General features: G+C 68.5%; 14 protein-coding genes and 5 pseudogenes. 9 read left to right on the forward strand and 10 right to left on the reverse strand.

The window, feature by feature from the left end; all coding sequences use genetic code 11:
- Positions 1 to 87 precede the first annotated feature (87 nt).
- The 3 genes and pseudogenes from ABZ915_RS44595 to ABZ915_RS44605 form a co-directional block, all read left to right on the forward strand.
- Positions 88 to 525: a hypothetical protein gene (locus tag ABZ915_RS44595; protein ID WP_361815881.1), complete on the forward strand. Its 438-nt coding sequence runs from the start codon at positions 88 to 90 to the stop codon at positions 523 to 525.
- Positions 522 to 2,843 carry an NACHT domain-containing protein gene (locus ABZ915_RS44600; protein ID WP_361815884.1) on the forward strand — a complete coding sequence of 774 codons (2,322 nt, stop codon included), beginning with the start codon at positions 522 to 524 and terminating at the stop codon, positions 2,841 to 2,843. The genes ABZ915_RS44595 and ABZ915_RS44600 overlap by 4 nt, the downstream gene beginning before the upstream one ends.
- Positions 2,844 to 2,935: 92 nt before the next feature.
- Positions 2,936 to 3,118: pseudogene (locus tag ABZ915_RS44605) on the forward strand (phosphotransferase); the annotation flags it as partial.
- Positions 3,119 to 3,218: 100 nt separating this feature from the next.
- Here ABZ915_RS44605 and ABZ915_RS44610 read toward each other — a convergent pair.
- The gene (locus tag ABZ915_RS44610; protein WP_361815887.1) at positions 3,219 to 4,352 is read right to left on the reverse strand and encodes an NAD(P)/FAD-dependent oxidoreductase; all 1,134 of its coding nucleotides are present in this window, start codon (positions 4,350 to 4,352) and stop codon (positions 3,219 to 3,221) included.
- A 247-nt stretch (positions 4,353 to 4,599) separates the two neighbouring features.
- Here ABZ915_RS44610 and ABZ915_RS44615 point away from each other — a divergent pair, with 247 nt between their 5' ends.
- The gene (locus tag ABZ915_RS44615; RefSeq protein WP_361816037.1) at positions 4,600 to 5,193 is read left to right on the forward strand and encodes a TetR/AcrR family transcriptional regulator C-terminal domain-containing protein; all 594 of its coding nucleotides are present in this window, start codon (positions 4,600 to 4,602) and stop codon (positions 5,191 to 5,193) included.
- A 127-nt stretch (positions 5,194 to 5,320) separates the two neighbouring features.
- A complete protein-coding gene (locus ABZ915_RS44620) occupies positions 5,321 to 5,713 on the forward strand; it encodes a hypothetical protein (protein WP_361815890.1) in 393 nt (130 codons plus the stop codon).
- A 524-nt stretch (positions 5,714 to 6,237) separates the two neighbouring features.
- Here ABZ915_RS44620 and ABZ915_RS44625 read toward each other — a convergent pair.
- On the reverse strand, positions 6,238 to 6,834 hold the full coding sequence (locus ABZ915_RS44625; RefSeq protein ID WP_361815893.1) for an NAD(P)-binding domain-containing protein: 597 nt from the start codon (positions 6,832 to 6,834) through the stop codon (positions 6,238 to 6,240).
- 41 nt (positions 6,835 to 6,875) lie between these two features.
- Positions 6,876 to 7,694, reverse strand: a complete 819-nt coding sequence (locus ABZ915_RS44630) for a 3'(2'),5'-bisphosphate nucleotidase CysQ (protein ID WP_361815896.1) — start codon at positions 7,692 to 7,694, stop codon at positions 6,876 to 6,878.
- 137 nt (positions 7,695 to 7,831) lie between these two features.
- Here ABZ915_RS44630 and ABZ915_RS44635 point away from each other — a divergent pair.
- Positions 7,832 to 8,341, forward strand: a pseudogene (locus ABZ915_RS44635) (LysR family transcriptional regulator); the annotation flags it as partial.
- Between the two features lie 134 nt (positions 8,342 to 8,475).
- Here the strand turns inward: ABZ915_RS44635 and ABZ915_RS44640 are convergent.
- Positions 8,476 to 9,266: pseudogene (locus ABZ915_RS44640) on the reverse strand (IS5 family transposase).
- Positions 9,267 to 9,407: 141 nt separating this feature from the next.
- Between ABZ915_RS44640 and ABZ915_RS44645 the strand changes: the two are divergent.
- Positions 9,408 to 9,725 carry an ankyrin repeat domain-containing protein gene (locus ABZ915_RS44645; protein WP_361815899.1) on the forward strand — a complete coding sequence of 106 codons (318 nt, stop codon included), beginning with the start codon at positions 9,408 to 9,410 and terminating at the stop codon, positions 9,723 to 9,725.
- A gap of 1,237 nt (positions 9,726 to 10,962) precedes the next feature.
- Here ABZ915_RS44645 and ABZ915_RS44650 read toward each other — a convergent pair.
- The 3 genes from ABZ915_RS44650 to ABZ915_RS44660 are packed head-to-tail and all read right to left on the reverse strand — an operon-like array spanning position 10,963 to position 13,726.
- Complete coding sequence (locus ABZ915_RS44650) at positions 10,963 to 11,649, reverse strand: GntR family transcriptional regulator (RefSeq protein ID WP_361815902.1); 687 nt, start codon at positions 11,647 to 11,649, stop codon at positions 10,963 to 10,965.
- Between the two features lie 26 nt (positions 11,650 to 11,675).
- Positions 11,676 to 12,398: an amino acid racemase gene (locus ABZ915_RS44655; RefSeq protein WP_361815904.1), complete on the reverse strand. Its 723-nt coding sequence runs from the start codon at positions 12,396 to 12,398 to the stop codon at positions 11,676 to 11,678.
- Complete coding sequence (locus ABZ915_RS44660; protein ID WP_361815907.1) at positions 12,395 to 13,726, reverse strand: dicarboxylate/amino acid:cation symporter; 1,332 nt, start codon at positions 13,724 to 13,726, stop codon at positions 12,395 to 12,397. Before ABZ915_RS44660 ends, ABZ915_RS44655 begins: the two co-directional genes overlap by 4 nt.
- A gap of 105 nt (positions 13,727 to 13,831) precedes the next feature.
- Here ABZ915_RS44660 and ABZ915_RS44665 point away from each other — a divergent pair.
- Positions 13,832 to 15,284: pseudogene (locus tag ABZ915_RS44665) on the forward strand (aspartate ammonia-lyase).
- Here ABZ915_RS44665 and ABZ915_RS44670 read toward each other — a convergent pair.
- The 3 genes from ABZ915_RS44670 to ABZ915_RS44680 all read right to left on the reverse strand — a co-directional run bounded on the left by ABZ915_RS44670 (position 15,214) and on the right by ABZ915_RS44680 (position 16,692).
- Positions 15,214 to 15,579: a hypothetical protein gene (locus ABZ915_RS44670; RefSeq protein ID WP_361815910.1), complete on the reverse strand. Its 366-nt coding sequence runs from the start codon at positions 15,577 to 15,579 to the stop codon at positions 15,214 to 15,216. The pseudogene ABZ915_RS44665 and the gene ABZ915_RS44670 overlap by 71 nt on opposite strands.
- Positions 15,580 to 15,883: 304 nt before the next feature.
- The gene (locus ABZ915_RS44675) at positions 15,884 to 16,087 is read right to left on the reverse strand and encodes a cold-shock protein (RefSeq protein WP_014670069.1); all 204 of its coding nucleotides are present in this window, start codon (positions 16,085 to 16,087) and stop codon (positions 15,884 to 15,886) included.
- A gap of 242 nt (positions 16,088 to 16,329) precedes the next feature.
- Positions 16,330 to 16,692 carry a hypothetical protein gene (locus ABZ915_RS44680; RefSeq protein ID WP_361816050.1) on the reverse strand — a complete coding sequence of 121 codons (363 nt, stop codon included), beginning with the start codon at positions 16,690 to 16,692 and terminating at the stop codon, positions 16,330 to 16,332.
- Positions 16,693 to 17,200: 508 nt separating this feature from the next.
- Here ABZ915_RS44680 and ABZ915_RS44685 point away from each other — a divergent pair.
- Positions 17,201 to 17,566, forward strand: a pseudogene (locus tag ABZ915_RS44685) (response regulator transcription factor); the annotation flags it as partial.
- Between the last annotated feature and the right edge of the window lie 84 nt (positions 17,567 to 17,650).

The raw sequence follows: 17,650 nt of genomic DNA on the forward strand, positions 1-17,650 counted from the left end.
GCACCCCCCCTTGCCACTCAACGGTGCTGTGGAGCGCCGTCACTGGCGGTACGGTCGAGGGAGCGCAGACGAGGGGAGTGGACGGGGATGCTGACGGAGGCCTTGACGGCGCTCGCCGCCGCGGGGGGTACCGCGGTGGCACAAGCCGCGGGTACGGATGCGTGGGCGGGGATACGGCAGCGGGTGGCCCGGCTGTTGGGCCGAGGCGACCTGCAGCGCGAACGGGCCCAGTTGGAGCGGCTGGACGTGACTGCGGCCGCCTTGGTTTCCGCTGTCGGGGACGAGGCGGATCGAGTGCGCCAGGTGCAGGCGGAGGGGTGGCGCAGCCGGTTCGAGATGCTGTTGGAGGACCTGGACGAGTTGGCGGGCGAGGAGGCGGCTGCCGAGCTGCGCGCCCTGGTGGCTGAGGCGCGCAATGCCGCCGGCAGCGGCGCGCGGATGGAGGGGAACGTCTTTCACGGGCCTGCCGCGATACAGGTCGGGGACCGCAACCGACAGGACAACCACTTCGGGCCAGGGGCGTGACCGCGTCGGAGTCCGGCGGCCCCGCGCAGGGATGGGTGTTCGGCAACACCTTCTATGGTCCGACCGCCATCAACTTGGGGGCCGGCGGTGTCCAGAACAACTACTTCCAGCTCGTCATCGACGATCCGCAGGAGGCCTCGGCGCGCGACCTCGCCCGTACGGTGCTGGCGCAGTGGCGTGAAGAAGCCCGTATGCGTGGCCTGTTCGACCCGGTGCCGATCCCGGTCCCTTGGCGGGCCGTGCGGGATACGGAATTCGGGGATCACCCTCATCTGATCGGAGACAGCGCCGAGGGAAGCGGCGCCGACCCGGGCGCGTTCACCAAGGCATTCCTCGCGCTGCGGCAGCGTCGCCTGGTGGTCCTGGGCGAGGCGGGAGCCGGCAAGACGACACTGGCCGTACTGCTGGTGATCGAACTGCTGCAGGGGATGCGCGTCGGGGACGCCGTGCCCGTTCTGATGCCGATCGCGTCGTGGCGTCCAGGCGAGGAGCACTTGCACACCTGGCTCGAGCACCGTCTGCTCCGCGACTACCCGCAACTGACGGCCGACACGGCGCGGGACCTCATCCGCGACCAGCGGATCCTGCCCGTGCTGGACGGCCTTGACGAACTGCCGCCCGACCACGCGCCCCTGGCCCTCAAAAGCCTCAACGAGGCCCTGGCAGCGGGTGGTTCCCTCATCCTCACCTGCCGCACGAGCGCCTACGCGAAAGCAGCCCGCGCTGCTTCCGTACTGCGGTCGGCGGCGGTCGTACGGGCCGACCCCCTGTCCGCCGAGGCAGCCACCGAATATCTGCGCAGCAGCGCCACCCCGCAGCACGCGGCACGCTGGCAGCCGGTGCTGGACGACCTTGCCCGGCGCCCGCACGGCAGCCTGGCCCGGTGTCTGTCCATGCCACTGACGCTCTGGCTGGCCCGCGTCGCTTACCAGGAGCCTGACACTCGACCCGCCGGACTCACCGACCCGGCAAGGTTCCCCAACGCCACGGCGGTCGAACGCCATCTCCTGGACGCGCTCGTTCCCGCGCTGTACCCGGACGGCCCGGCACCGCCCCCGCCCAGGGGCAGACGCCCGCCGCGCCACTGGCGCGCGGACGCAGCCAACCGCTGGCTGACCACCCTGGCCCGCCACATCACCGACCTGAACGGCGAGGACATCTCCTGGTGGGAACTGCGCTGCCGGCCGAAGCACTGGCGCGAGCGAAGGGCGCTGGGCCTGCTGGCATTGGTAATCGTGTGGATGGTGGTGCCCATTCTCGATGGACCGGATTTCACCCTGGACGACGACATGGGCGGCCCGGTGTTCTTCCTCTACGTGGGGTGCCTGTTCCTCAGCTTCACCATGCGGGTCCCGGACGGTCTCGCTCGGGGAAAGGTTCAGTTCCGGCCCCATCTCGGGCTGCTGCTACGCCTCACGGTCCTTCCGGTGGGCTGGGTCATGGTGCTGTTCGTCGGGCTGACCGCCACAGCGTTAGCCGGGCCGAACAGCAGTCTTGTGCTGCAGATCCTCCTCCTGCTGGGAGGGCTGGCCGCGGCCGTGCTCGCCCTGCTGCTGTTGGCCTGGCTCATGGTCACGGCGGGAAGCCGGGTTGACCGCGACGAGGCCAGTACCCCGCACCGCTCGCTCACCCTCAGCCGACGGCGGACGCTGGTCACGGTCACCGGACTGGCTGTGCTGATCATCTTCTTCATCACCGAACCGGCCCTCACCACCATGTCGGCTGCTGACCCGACCGCAGCGGCTCCGGCCTTCCGACTCGCGGCGCTGGCCGCGGCCTTCACCGTGCCGGCCGCGCTCACCCAGTCGCCGTGGGCCGACTACCTGCTGGCACGGTCGCTGTTCGCCGTCCGCGGGCTGCTGCCCTGGCGCCTGGAGGCCTTCCTCGCCGACGCCCACCGGCGCGGCGTCCTGCGGCAGGTAGGGTCCGTCTACCAGTTCCGCCACGCCAGACTGCGAGACCGGCTGGCGTGGCGGAACGTTGCGCCCGCACCTGAAGACCGTCGAGGCCAGGATCTGCTGATCCATACGGACATCGACTCCGCGAAGGCCCGGTCCGGCACCATCAAGAAGATCAGCTTCGACACGGCCATACGGTGCGAGACCTGCGACGGCAGCGGCACAGTCACCTCCACTGCCTGCGACAGGTGCACCGGCCAGGGCCGAGTACGCACCCGACGCACCCTCTCCGTCAGGATCCCGCCAGGCGTCCAGGACGGCACACGCATCCGCCTGACCGGGCAAGGCCAGGCCGGCCTCCATGGAGGAGACCCGGGCGACCTGTACGTACAGCTCCGTTTGCTCGGACAGTGCTCGTAATCTGCCGACAGTGCTCACGGAAATACGCGCGCCCAGGGCGGTTGGTCGAAGAACGGCCCGGTGTTCTGGAAGTACGCCGACGAGGGCGAGCACTAATCCCCAAACCGGACGCCGCCCGCGCGGTCTGGGAAGACGCTGCCGCCGCGCCCGACGGGAAGGGCCCGGCACTGTGGCTCCATGGCGACCTGCATCCGGCCGACGTTCTCACCGCAGACGGCACCTTCTGCGGCGTGACCGACTTTGGTGACCTATTCGCAGGCGATCCTGCCTTCGACGAGCACGGCCCGGCGGCCTACGTCACCGACGCCTGTCGCCCGGCGTAAGCAGACTACTGACTTTGGCTCTTCAACTCCCTCTCCCCTCCGGCGATCTCGTTCACTCGGTCGACTCCTGGCCGATGAGCAGGTCGAGCAGGCTGGCGGGGGCATTGTCGCCGAAGACCAGCCGGTGATTCTTGTCGGATTCGGCGGCGAACTGGGCACTGCGGGGAAAAAGGGCCTGCTCGTACTCCGTAAGGGCGGCATCGATGTCGTCGGGATGTGCGGCGATGGCTTTGCCGAGTTCGGCGCCGTCGAACATGGCGAGGTTGGCGCCCTCCCCGGCGAACGGTGACATGAGGTGGGCGGCGTCGCCCAGCAGCGTCACGCCGGGAACGCGGTCCCAGCGGTGGCCGATCGGCAGGGCGCTGATCGGGCGCGGGGCGAGGGCTGTTTCCCCGTCAGTGATGAGTGCGGTGAGTTCAGGCGCCCATCCGGCGAATTCTGCCGCGACCTGGGCCGCCGCCGTTTCGGGACTGGCGACAATGGCGGCGATCCAGTCCTGCGGCTTGTTGAGCGCGATGTAGGTGTGAAGAACGGCGTCGGCCTCTCGGTGGCCAAGGATCCCCTTGCCTGCTGTGACGGCGAACAGGGAACCGTCGCCGGCGGCCTTGGCCGCTGCGGGGTGACGCTGGTCGGCGTCGTACAGGTAGGTCTCGATGAACGACGTTCCGACGTACTCGGGCTTCGCGTCGGAGAGCAGCGGCCGGACCCTCGACCAGGCGCCGTCCGCGCCGACGAGGAGGCCGGTCGTCACGGTCGGCCCGTCGGCGAACGTCAGCTCGTGCCTTCCGTCTCCGAGGGGGCGGACACTGGTGACCTTGTGTCCCCACTGGATCATCTCGCCGGGCAGCGAGTTGAGCAGGATCCGACGCAGGTCTCCGCGGAGCACCTCGGGGCGCCCGCCTGTGCCGTCGTCGGGCTGGTCGAGCAGAACCGCGCCGTGCTGGTCGAGCACGCGCACGGCCTCGCCGCCTTCGTGGATGATCGCGCGGAACTCGTCGGTGAGGCCGGCCGCTTCGAGGGCGAGCTGCCCGTTGTACTCGTGGATGTCGAGCTGGCCGCCCTGCGTGCGGGCGTCCGCCGACGTCTCGGCTTCATAGATGGTCGCGGGGATGCCGTGCAGGTGCAGGACCCGGGCGAGGGTCAGGCCGCCGAGCCCGGCGCCGATGATCGTGACGGGAGTGGTCATGGTGGTTTCCCTTTCGACCGGACACGTTCCACCCGGATACAGTGTTCGCAGTACTGGCGCTTACGATAGCACTACTGCGAACAGTGAACGCAGTAGTGAGGAGGGCAACCCGATGGACGACGCTCACACGGTGGTCTGGAACCGGCCGGAGCGGGCCGCGAAAGGCCCCGCCCCGTCACGCACGCGGGCGGAGATCACCGCCGCCGCCATCGCGATCGCTGACGCCGAGGGCATCGAGGCACTGTCCATGCGGCGCGTCGCCAAGGAACTGGGAACGGGCACAGCCTCGCTCTACCGCTACCTGGCATCCAAAGACGACCTGCTCAACCTCATGCTCGACGCCGTAGCGGCCGAAGACGGCGGCCCGCCTGCCCCCACCGGCGACTGGCGCGGCGACTTGCGGACACTGGCCTATCGCTCCCGGGCCACCATCCACCGACATCCCTGGATGACCTCCCTCGCGGCAGGGCGCCCATCACTCGGACCGAACTCCCTCGATGCCATCGAACACGCACTCGCCGCCCTCGATCCCCTCGGCTTCGATATCGACGTCATGATCACCGTCGTCGACACGCTGCAGGCCTTCGTCCGCGGCTACGCCATCGGCGAGCTCGCCCAGCAGGAAGCCGTCCGACGCTCCGGAGTCGGCGTCCAGGAATGGATGGACGCCCACGCGCCCTACCTCGACAAAGTCGTCAGGGCCGGGCGCCATCCACTCCTCGCCCGGGTCATTCGTGATGCCGAACTTCCCCACGCGGCCGACAGCGCCGAGCGCGGTTTCCAACTGGGACTCGAACGACTCCTCGACGGATGGGAGGCCAACCTCCCCGTCCGGCCCTGACGATTCGGCAGCGCCAACTGGAGGTTCCTCGGCGAACCCCGCGCTCCGACGTCGGCCTCCGCGCGCGCCGAACCCCCGACGCAGCACGACTCCCAGAAGCGCCCTCTGCCCGGGCAAGATCAAGAACGTGACGCCAGACTGGCAGGTGATGGTGCGCAGGATGGTCGACTTGCCGCCGCCGGTGCCTGCGGAGATCAGGATGTGCGGGGAGTCGGCGTCCAGGTCGACGGAGACCGCCTTGCCGCCGGATCCGACGCCGATGACGGGTGCGGACTCCTTGGCCTTGGCCATCATCTCCCGGATCTCAGGGTCCTTCAGCAGGGCCTTCGCCGGGAGCTTGCGGGTCTTCTTCACCACCACGTATGTCTCGCGGCCGGCCACGTGCCATGAGAACGTCACGCCCTCCAGTGCGAGCTTGTGCGTGATGAGGTCGGCGATCAGGTCCTTGGAGAAGTCCAGGCGCCCCGGCACGTCGACGCGTATCTCCGCAGCGTCGTCGGAGAAGTTCTTCGGGATGTGAAGGTAGCGGCGCGGGTCGGTCTGCTCCGGCAGCCTGAGCGGCAGCGCGAGCGCCTCATGCAGCGGGAAGACCCACTCACGCATCAGCTCCCGGCGCTTGCGGGTCACCAGCCCGTACGTGACACCGCCGACGGTCAACGCGGAGGCCGCGCCGATGCCGCCGGTCTCCAGCGCGGCGAGGGCCTGGTCCCGGTTCTCCCACAGATCCTGGGCCATCTGCCAGCTGATGTCCGGGTGCCTGCCGACCAGGTAGGCGCCCTCCCCCGCCGCTGCGAGCCTGGGGATCCGGAAGGCCAGGCGCTGCCACCCGGCCCGGTAGGCGGAACGCCCCACGCGGCCTTCGACTTTCGGCAGGACCCGGGTACCCGAGCACCAGAACGTCGCGTCGGTCCGCTTCGCCCCGTCCATGGAGCGCCCGGCGAGGAACCGGCCGATACCGAACGCGAGGGATTCGGCGGTCTCTTCCGCCTGCTTGTCGAACTTCGTCTGCGCCATGCCGTGCCCCGGCGGTGCGCTGGGTACGGGTCAGCGGGCGATTGAGATCGCGAAGGGTGTGAATCCGGTGGAGCGGATGACGTGCGGGACGAAGAGGATCGCGGCCTCTGTGGCGCGGGCGGTTTGGATCCCGCCGAGGTCGGTGATCCACTCCTTTCGCCAGCCGAGGTCGGTGAGCAGTTCGCGGACGGTCTGCTTGGCCTGCGGGTACTCGCCGGAGAGGAAGGCGTCGGGCGCCTCGGTGAGCATGGCCGGCGCGGTCATCACCGGGAAGAGCATGGTGTTGAGTGTCTTGACGACACGTGTTTCGGGGAGCGCTTCCTGGAGTTGCTCGGCGAGGCTTGAGCCGGGGTAGATCAGGTCGGCAGGCAGTCCGTCCGGTCCGTCGACGGTGGCGTTGGAGACGTCGACGAGGATCTTGTCGCGCAGTTCCTCGCGCAGGGCGACGAGCCGGTCCAGCGAGCCGGCGCCCGGGGTGGCGTTGATGACGATCTGGGCTGTCCGGGCAGCGTCGGCGGCGGCGCCCGGTGCGCGGTCCGCCACCCTCACCTCATGCCCTGCCCGGGTGAGGGCTGTGGCCAGATTGCCGCCGACGCGGCCGTTTCCGAGAACTGCGATCGTGGTCATGATGATCTGGTCCTTCCGTGCGTGCAGGTTGTAGTGCGCGTTCAGCGTGACAGCGTGGCGACGGCCTCGGCGTGGACGCCGGGCGCGGCGGCCAGGAGGCTCTCACTCTGCGGGGTCCAAGGGCGGCCCTCGGCATCGGAGATCTGTCCGCCGGCCTCGGTGACGAGCAGCGCCCCGGGCAGCAGATCCGCACGGGCGCCGGCGAACTGCCAGAAGGCGTCGATCCGGCCGGCGGCCACGTTCAGCAGGTGCAGGGTCGCGGGCACGGCGGTGCGGACGACGAGCGCGTCGAAGAGCATCGCGGTGATCGAGGAGCCGACGCGCCGCACGACCTTCTCGTCCTCGTCCGGCCGGGCCTGGCTGGTGGCCACGATGCTCAGGCCGAGGTCCGCGGTCTGGGAGACGTGCAGCGGCCGGCCGTCGAGGTAGGCGCCCGCGCCGGTGAGCGCGGTGTAGGTCTCGCCGGTCAACGGCAGGTGGACCGCAGTGAGCACCGGCTGGTTCTCACGCACGAGGGTGGCCGTCACCGCCCACTCCGGCAGGGCGTGCAGGTGGTTGACGTTGCCTTCGGCCGGATCCACGACCCACCATTCGCCGGGCGGCAGCGCCCCGCCGTCCAGCTCGTCCTCCACCCAGCCGGCGTCCGGGCGCAGGCGCGTGAGGCGGGGGCGCAGGATGTCGAGGGCCGTATCGTCGTTGGCGGCAAGCGCGCGCATCAGCTCTTCGCGGCTCTGGTAGCGGACCACCTCGCCGAAGCGCTCGCGCAGCGCCGAACCGGCCGCGCGCACGGCGATCGCGGTCTGGCCGAGCAGGTCGGCGTCGGAGGCGGCGACGTGAGTGGTCTGAAGCGTTTCGGACATGGTGGTACTCCCGTGTGAGGAGGGGTGATGAGGCGGGTCGGGCCAAGCTGTGCGTTCAGTCCTGCGCTCTCGTCTCCAAGGTAGAGAGCCCGATGATTAACCACAAATGCATGTCAGGCACGGCCAGGATTACTCACATGCAACTGGATTTGAACCTGCTCGCCGCGCTCGACGCGCTGCTGGAGGAGGGAAGTGTGGCCGGGGCGGCCGCGCGCCTGCACGTCACCGCCCCTGCGATGAGCCGGAGTCTGGGCCGAATCCGGCGCACGACCGGGGATCAGATCCTGGTGCGCACCGGCCGCACGATGACCCCGACGCCGTATGCGATCGCCGTCCGGGAACAGGTGCACGAGCTGCTGCACCAGGTCCAGGGGGTGCTGGCACCGAGCCGTGAACTCGATCTGGCAACGTTGGAGCGCACTTTCACACTCCGTTGGCACGATTCCCTGGTCGCCTTGAGCGGCCCCACACTGCTCTCGGCCGTGCGCGGACAGGCGCCGGGCGTGCGATTGCGATTCGTCGCGGAATCGAGCATCGACACCCCCGAGTTGCGGCGCGGCGAGGTCGACCTGGAGGCGAACGCCAACCGCCCGAGCGCACCGGACATCCGTGCCGAGAACGTGGGCGAGACCCGCCTCGTCATCGTACGCCGAGCGGACACAGCCCGGTGGGGCGGGGCAGTTCGAGCCGTACGGGCCCGGCGATGGCCGTCGGCACGGCGGACGCGCGAGCGGCCAGACCCAGAGCCGAGGCGGCGCCCAGCGCGGCTAAAGACCGTGTCCTACGTGGTGAGGCGGACGAAGCGCTTGTAGCAGCAGATGTCCGCGGCAAGCCCGAGAAAGGCCAGGTAGTTGCGGGGATGACGCTCGTAGCGGGGGCTGAGTCTGCGGTAGCCGGACAGCCACGACATCGTGCGCTCGATCATCCACCTGCGGCGGCCGAACCGTTCGCTGGACTCGATGCCTTTGCGTGCGATCCGGACTCCGATGCGCTTGCCGCGTAACCATTTCCGCAGGTCCCGGCGGTCGTATGCCTTATCTGCATGCAGGCGCTGGGCTTGAAGTACCGGCCGCGGTGGGGTCGTGTCTCGTTTGGTGGCCCTCGACCATGGGCTTCAGCCCTTCGCCGTCGTGGGTGTTGGCGGCCGAGACGCCGACGAGGAGGGGCAGTCCGTTCGTGTCCGACAGGACGTGCATCTTGGAGCCCGGCTTGCCCCGGTCAACGGGGCTCGGACCTGTGTGTTCGCCCCTTTTTTCGCCCTGCCGTGGGCGGTGTCCAGGACGACGCGGGTCACGTCAATCAGGCCGGCGCGTCCAGTCGGTGCAAGACCGCTTCGTGCAGGCGGCCCCAGGCTCCGGCTCTGGATCAGATCAGGAACCGGCGATGGGCAGTGGACTTCGAAACGCCGAAGCAGGGCGGCAGCGCCCGCCAGGCACAGCCGCTGACCAGCACGTAGATGATGGCCGCGAACAGCGCATCATCAGGAGCATTGACCGTCCCGCCGCCCTGCGGCCGTGCCCGTTGCTCAGGAATCAGCGGCTCGGCGATTTCCCACAGTCCGTCCGGCACGATCCAACTCCACGTTCCCCGCCCCCATACCGGGTCAACGTCCGCCTCACCACGTAGGACACGGTCTTAACGAGTCATCTCAATTGGCGATCAGGGACGGGGAATGCGCTGGCCGGGCTGGTGCAGCAACGGTTGAATGCCGCTGTGGAGAACACCTGGACGCCGGCCCATCAAGCGGTGGAGAACGGGGAGGGGGAGACCCTGGCTCAGCTGCTGGCCAAGGAGGCCAACCTCGATGAGATATGCGGCAATATAACCCTCCTGACGCACGCCATTGACGTCGAAGGCGATGGCGCCTTGCAAAGTGGCGGCCCGCTGACTGTGCATACCACCGCTGTGCTCCTGGCCTTCGGTGCTGACCCGCAACTCCCGGGGCGTGACGGGCAAACGCCCATGGACCTGGCCCTTCACTACGGCCATGACCTTGCAGTCGAGCTGTTGCAACGGCACATCAGCGGGTGAGGCGGCGCAGGCGCAAGGATCACGGTACGGCGGGGATGTGTCCGCCTGATCGCTGTTTGCCCCTCGCGCCAGCCGAAACCCGTGGCCCCGTCCGGCAGGTGTCCGGCGCCGCGACAGCCGCGCGGGACTCCTGCGTCCTCATGGCGACCGAGCCGCGCTGGGCAGGTGCTATTCAATTCAGTTCCAGGTCTGCTCCAGCGAAGCGGAGGCTTGCTGCGCACCCTCTGCGAGACTGGACCGAGGCCCGGCGTCTGGCCGGGGCTGCATGCGGCTCTGCTCGTCGAGCTGCGTCCGCGAAGACGCACGACGACAGCGCGATCCGCATGTCGTGTCCCCGCCGGGAGCGGGCCGTACGGTGTGACGGGCGGACGCCGAGCGGGTTCGCCGCCGTGCTCATGGGCCCGATGGCTGAGCGGTCCTGGGAGCTCCCGGCCATCGGCGGCAGCGTGCTGGGCCTTCTCTGTACTACTGACTCGGTCGTATGTCTCGCCACTGGCGCGCATGGTTACGCCGCCATGAGCGATCTTGATTTCGGATCGACAACCAGCCGCCCAGAACCACACCAAGCAGCGCGGCTATGGCCCTGATCGAAGTGTTCAGAACACTTGTTGACGTGCCTCCTCGACTGCTACTGAACTTGAATGCGCGATGTCGGGACCGGACGCCCGGCATGAGTCGCCCGTTTCGCGGGCCTATGGGTGTTGCCGGGCAGTCCGTCGGGAGAGCATCCTCCCGTGATCCAGCCCCTGCCGCAGTTGCCGAAACCCGAGTTCGTCCTGATCCCCGTCGAGACCCACCCGAGGTGCCCACCCAGATCGCTGTCGAGCTCAAGGAGACTGGCATCCCAGACGGGTTGATCGGATACGAGTACCGGCCACTGAGCCAGCCGGTGCACTTCGGGCGGATCGGTGAACGGGGGCTGGTCGCCATCGCGACAAGTGGCGTGAATGAAGACCGGCCGAATGCCCCGCCTCACGCTGCCGCGAGCAGCGGCCGTACGCACCCTGACAGTCGTCCAGAGCCCCACACCCCCTCTGAAGACGGGCTCAAGGTCCTCGCAAGCTGGGCAGCGACACGCCCTCCGACCTCGGAGCCGACCCGGCATCAGAGTCATTGAGGCTGGGAACGGTACTCACCGGGCGTTCGATCGAAACCCTTTCCGGCCATCGCTGCGCAGCTTCGGCACCCCCTTGGGCGCTGCGTAAGAAGCCTGGCCGTCACAGACGGGGACGGAAGGTCAGCCGGCGGCTGCCTCGTCGAACTGCTTGGTGTCGAAGAGCTGGTTGATGTGGCCGCCGAGCTCGGACCAGTGCCGTCCGGAGAGTTCGGCGGCGGCGCGTGCGTCGCCGCTGGCGCAGACGTCGATGAGTTCGTCGTGGTGCTCGATGGTGTTGCGGCCGCCGAGGAGGGTGGAGAACTTGCGGTAGAGGATGCGGTGGATCTGCGGGTGGAGCTGTTCGACGATCCGGCTGAGTACGGGGTTGTCTGCGGCCGCGATGGGGACGGCGTGGAAGCGGTCGTCGGCGGCAAGCGCCGCAGTGGTGTCGTTGGCGGCGACAGCCTGTTCGAAGTCGCGGTTGGCCTCGCGCATGCGCTCCAGGTCCTGTGCGGTCATGACCGGCACGGCTGTCTCGGTGGCGAGTTGGTCGAGGGAGCGAAGGACGGCGAGGGTCTTTTCGACGTCGCGGCGGTTGAGGGTGGTGATGCGGGTGTAGACGCCGGGCTTGGCCTCGACCAGGCCGATGTCGGCGAGCCGGGCGAGCGCCTCGCGCACCGGGGTGCGACTGAGTCCGAGGCGCTCGGCAAGCTCACCGTCCCTGACCTTCTCTCCGGGTACGAGTTCACCGCGCACGATGGAGTCACGCAGGCGGTGGAACACCTCGTCACTGAGGAGACGGCGGGAGACAGGGTGGTCAAGCGACATATTGCGTACAATACATCGCCGCGGTCTCATACGGCTGTGTTCCCGGTGGTGGCCCGGCGGACCAGAGCCTGAGCCAGGACGAGGGCCGGGTCGACGAGAGGCACGTCCACGGCATGCGTGGGAAGCCCGAGCGGGATCTCGGTGCAGCCGGCGATCACCGCCTGTGCACCCTGCTCGGTCAGGCGCCGCGCGGCGCGGGCCAGAAGGGCGGTCGTCGCGTCGTCGCGGGCGCCGGCTTTCACCGCTCGGACGACGGTCATGACCTCGTGCTCCTGGCTGTCGGCGTCGGGCAGGACGAGTCTGGTCCCGAAGCGGCCGAGCCACTCCTGGTACAGGCCTGCGCGGACGGTACCGGTGGTGGCGAGCAGTCCGGCGGTATGGATGCGCGGGCTCATAGTGCTGAGGTGCTGGGCAACTTCGCCAATCATGTGGACGATGGGCAGGCCGACGTGGTCGGCGATGCGGGGGACGAAGGCGTGAGCGGTGTTGCAGGGGATGGCGATGACGGTGGCACCGGCCTCGCGCAGGACGCGGCCGCCGTCGAGAAGCCAGGGGGTGGGGTCGGGACCGTCGCCGAGCAGGGCCTCGGTGCGATCGGGGATGGTCGGGTCGGACCAGATGACAGTACGGAGGTGGTCCTGGTCGCTGGATCCAGGAGTGGTCGCGACGAGCTTGGCGTAGAAGTCGGCAGTGGCTGCCGGGCCCATACCGCCCAGGATGCCGATGATCTCGGAGGTGGAGGTGGTCACTGTGCGGGTTCCTTCTGAAGCGAGGTGGCCGGCGCTTGGGAGGTGTCCCGGCTGTGATGCTTGGCTTCGCGCCGATTCTCTGAGCTGTCGACGACGGCGGCGGCCAGCGAGTTGCCGATGACGTTCACGCCGGTGCGGGCCATGTCGACGATGAAGTCCACGCCGAGGAGCAGGGCGATGCCCTCGGCGGGCAGTCCGATGGAGTTGCCGGCGGCGATGAGGACGACGATGGAGGCGGAGGCGACGCCGGCCATGCCCTTGGAGAGGATCACCAGCACGCCGACCATCAGGAGCAGGGCGGGCAAGGAGGTGTCGGCTCCGTAGGCGTTGGCGAGGAAGACCAGCGCGGCCGCCTGATACAGGACGGATCCATCAGTGTTGAAGGAGTAGCCGAGCGGGACGACGAACGAGGTCGTCGAGCGACTGACGCCGAAGGCTTCGAGCTTGCCCATCAGCGGGGCCAGCACCGACTCGGAGCTACGGGTGACGAAGGCGATCCCGGCCAGCCCGGCGATCGACTTCAGCAGTTCGAGGTAGCGGATGCGGTAGACCGCGGCGATGAGTGGGAAGAGCACGCCGATGACGATCGCCAGGCCCGCGTAGACCACGGCGATGAAGCCCAGCAGGCTGCGCAGGTTGCCGAAGCCGTAGTAGGCGACGTCGTAGGAGATGAAGCCGAGCACGCCCAGCGGCGCAACCCTGATGACGTAACCGACGACCTTGAACATGACCGCGGCGACCGACTCCAGCACGGACGCGAAGGGCTCGGACTTCTCGCCGATCGCGGCCATGGCGATGCCCACGAGGAGGGCGAAGACGATCGCGCCGAGCAGGTTGCCCTCGCCGAACGCGGCGAAGATGTTCTTCGGCACGGCGTCCAGGACCAGCTCGTGGAAGTCGATGCCCTGGCTCAGCCCGTCCAGGTCCTTGGCGTCGGCGCCGTGGACGGGGGCGCCCTTGCCGATGCCCGTGAGCTTAGCCAGGCCAACCGCGATCAGCAGGATGACGGTGGTGACGAGCTCGAAGTAGAGGATCGCCTTGCCGGCGATCCGGCCGACCTTCTTGACCGACTCCATGCGGGCGATGCCCAGCACGATGAGCGGGAAGACCAGGGGCAGGACCACGACCTGCACCAGGTTCAGGAAGACATCGCCGAGGATCTTCATCTGCTCGCCCGCGGCCGGGGCGAGGGATCCGATGAAAGCTCCGAGGCCGACGGCGATGATCGACTGGATTCCGATCGGCATCTTCAGACATCGCCTCCAGAACCCCGAGGGCCTGGGCGGCGGGGTGTCTGTGCTGGTGGGGCCGGGGTGGGTGCCGCTCATGGGGACCTCCTATATGCAATATATTGCATTCTGCGTGTTGGCCGGTAACACTGAAGGGGGAAGCGGTGACCTGTCAAGGGGTGCCGCAAGAACGAGGAGCAGCAGATGGCGCAGACGACGCGCATGGAGCACGACCTGGTGGGAGACAAGGAGGTCCCGGCCGACGCCTACTACGGCGTGCACACCGTGCGGGCCGTGGAGAACTTCGCGATCACCGGATCGACCATCGCTCAGTTCCCCGACCTGATCGCCGCACTGGCCACGGTCAAACAGGCGGCCGCACAGGCCAACCGTGACCTCGGCCTGCTGCCCCCGGACGTCGCCGAAGCGATCATCGGCGCGTGCGAGGAGATCCACTCCGGACAGCTGCACGAGCAGTTCGTCGTCGACCCCGTTCAGGGAGGGGCCGGCACCTCCACGAACATGAACGCCAATGAGGTCATCGCCAACCGGGCCCTCGAGCTCCTCGGCCGACCCCGCGGCTTCTACGAGGCGGTCCACCCCCTCGACCACGTCAACTTCGGCCAGAGCACCAACGACGTGTACCCCACCGCCGTACGCCTGGCCCTGGTCACCTCACTTCGCCGACTCGACGCATCGATGAAGGCGCTGGCAGCCGAGTTCGCTGTGAAGGCAGCGGAGTTCCGCGATGTCCTCAAGATGGGGCGCACCCAACTCCAGGACGCCGTCCCCATGACGCTGGGGCAGGAGTTCACCGCCTACGCCGTCATGATCGAGGAGGACCGCCAACGCCTCACGGAGGCCGCCTCCTTGCTGCTCGAGTCAAACCTCGGCGGCACCGCCATCGGTACCGGCATCAACGGCCATCCCCGCTACGCCGAACTCGCCTGCGCCTACCTCGCAGACATCAGCGGCGAAGCCGTGCGGCCCGCGGACGACCTCATCGAGGCCACCCAGGACTGCGGCGTCTTCGTCCAGCTCTCCGGCGTCCTCAAGCGCGTCGCCGTCAAACTCTCGAAAACCTGCAACGACCTGCGGCTGACCTCGTCCGGCCCCACCGCCGGACTCGGCGAGATCAACCTTCCGCCCGTGCAGGCACGGTTCGTCGATCATGCCCGGAAAGGTCAACCCGGTCATCCCCGAGGTCGTCAACCAGGTGGCCTTCGAGGTCATCGGCAACGACCTGACCGTCACGATGGCCGCCGAAGCCGGACAGCTTCAGCTCAATGCCTTCGAACCCGTCATCGCCTACAGCCTGCTGCGCTCCCTGACCCATCTGCGCGCCGCCTGCGACTCCCTGGCCACCCGGTGCGTCCCCGGCATCACCGCTAACCGTGAGCACCTCCACGACAGCGTCCACGGCTCAATAGGTCTGGTCACCGCGCTCGCCCCGCACATCGGCTACGCGTCCAGCACCACCCTCGCGCGCCGGTCCCTGGCCACGGGCCGCCCCATCAAGGAACTGGCCGCCGAAGCCGGCCTGCTCACCAGGGACCAACTGGACGCGATCCTGCGGCCCGAGGCCCTTACCGGACCCGCCACCCTGCCATCTGCGAACGCTTCCGTAACTGGGCCGAGGTCGGGAAGTGCTGGATAAACCAGCCGAGCATCTTCGCCAGGGGTACCGACAGGATGAGGAGCCGGTCCCCGGCGAGTTCGGGACTGGCCAGGTCGACGACGCACCTGTCCAACGGCAGGGGATCGTCCTGCTTCTGGTGGTGCTGCGCCCACCGGGTCAGGTTGGCCTTGAGCTCACCGCCCCGGCGTTCGCGGACGCGGAGCGAGGCGGCGAAATCCTCGAGGACGGCGTGGCGGATGGTCAGCCCCAGGGCATCGGTCGGGATGATTCGCTGGAGGCTGTCGGCGACCTCGAAGGCCAGTTGGTCGGCCACCTCCCGCACGCTCGGCTCGTTGCCCTGCCGCAGGACCCAGCGCTTGCGGATGTCAGGCCGCTTCCCAGCTGCGCCCCGTCGTCGGCCAGACCTTCTGCCCCTACAAGGGCCCTCCCGCCAGGCCAACCGCCAGCGTTCCACCGACCGCTCGCTGACCCGCAGAAGTTCCGCGCACTGTTCGTCCTGCCAATGGCTCATTGGGGCCACGCGAGACGCCGATCGGCTCCCGCCCGCTGACCACCAAGGTCAGACGGTCAGGCCCGGCGTCCCGAAGCCGGGATGCCGGGCCCTTACCGAGGCGCGATCAGGCGGGGCGGATGTTCTCCGCCTGCGGGCCCTTCTGGCCCTGCGTGACGTCGAACTCGACCTTCTGGCCCTCCTGCAGCTCGCGGTAACCCTGGCTGGCGATGTTGGAGTAGTGGGCGAAGACGTCGGGGCCGCCACCCTCCTGCTCGATGAAGCCGAAGCCCTTCTCGCTGTTGAACCACTTCACTGTGCCCTTGGCCATGACTGTCTCCTTGAAGGGATACCGGGCACGCACCCTGCACGCCCGGGAGGTGATCGCCCTGGTCCGGAGAGGCGCTGAACAGCAAGAACGCCCGTGACGGCGATCACGGGCGAACGGAACTTCGGAACCACGACTGCTGATCACAACGCTATAACGACATCGCGGAAGTCGCTAGCGATAACGCGCCAGCATCCGGCCCGGGACGAACAGCTGGATCGCCCGTGAGGCGCGGCCGATGGTGATCACGCAGTTTCCGGCACCACCAGCACGGCGCCCGCGCAAGAGCCGCTCAGGCCAGCCGCAACGCCGCCATACAGGAATCGGTTGACAAAGTGCGCCAGGACACCACGCGACAGCTGGCCGGCCTGGAGCAGCAGATGCGGGAACTGAACGAGGAGCTCGCACGGGCACGGCAGCGCGCGGACACTGCCGAGGCTGAAGGAGACGGCCTGCGGGCGGGGGTGCGTGATCAGGAGAAGAGTCTGGGCGACGCCCGTGATCTCGTACGCGGCATGAACGCAGACCTTGACCGTCAGCAGGAAGAGATTCGGCAGCTGTGTCAGGAGATCAAGGTCCTGCGCGGGCAGGTCGGACGCCTCACCCAAGAGAAATTCACGCGAAGAGTGTGGTGCACCTGGTCGCGGCGATCGGGCTGGGGCGGACCAGGTCAGGGTCGACGCACTGGCCGAAGCGTTCGCCGCCCACGGAATCTTCGGTCTGACAGCCGAGGACCTCGAGTGGAGCCTGTCGGGGGACCCCCGGCCGGACAGCGGACACTCATCCGCACCGCCGCCGGCTGCCCGGACACCGACGTCACCATCAACCCCGTCCCCTGAAGCGCGACCAGACCGTCACCACCGCCCTCGAGGAAGTCCGGCAGGCCGGCGGATACCGGCGCGGCATCGCCGCGCAGCTGGCGCGCGAGCACGGCGGCAACGAGCGCACCTGGCAGCGCGCGGTGACCGAAGCCCGCGCCCTGTACGAGCACGGCCAGGACTCGGACGACTGACATCTGTTCCCGAAAGCTGCGCAGGCGTCCTGTGTGTCTCGGCACAGCTGCTCTGCTGCGTCCCGCCGTGGCGGTGGGGCAGAATCATCCGCGCACTCCCAGCCTTCCTGGTCAAGGACACCGAACCGGAAGAGCTCCTGCACGCCGTGCGGGTGGCCAAACGCGGAGATGCGCTGATCAGCCCGTCCATCACGCGGCGACTCATCGCGGAGTTCGCGCAGCGACAGCCACGCGTATCGAAACCGGACACACGCCTGGACGTCCTTACCGGCCGTGAACGCGAAGTGATGCAACTGGTCGCCGCCGGATGCACCAATGACGAGATAGCGGCCCGCCTGGTGGTCTCCCCCCTGACAGCAAAGACGCACGTCAGCCGCATCACGGCAAAACTCGGAGCCAGAGACAGATCCCAGGTCGTCGTCCTCGCATACGAGTACGGGATGGTCAGCCCCGGCTGGCTGGCGGACTAGCCGACCGTACAACGGAACGTCCGCCCTACCACGGATCCCGCTTGGCGTGCATCGAGAACCGCGGGGCCAGGCCCGCACGATGCC

It is taken from the genome of Streptomyces sp. NPDC046915 (genome assembly GCF_040644935.1).
Lineage (GTDB): Bacteria > Actinomycetota > Actinomycetes > Streptomycetales > Streptomycetaceae > Streptomyces.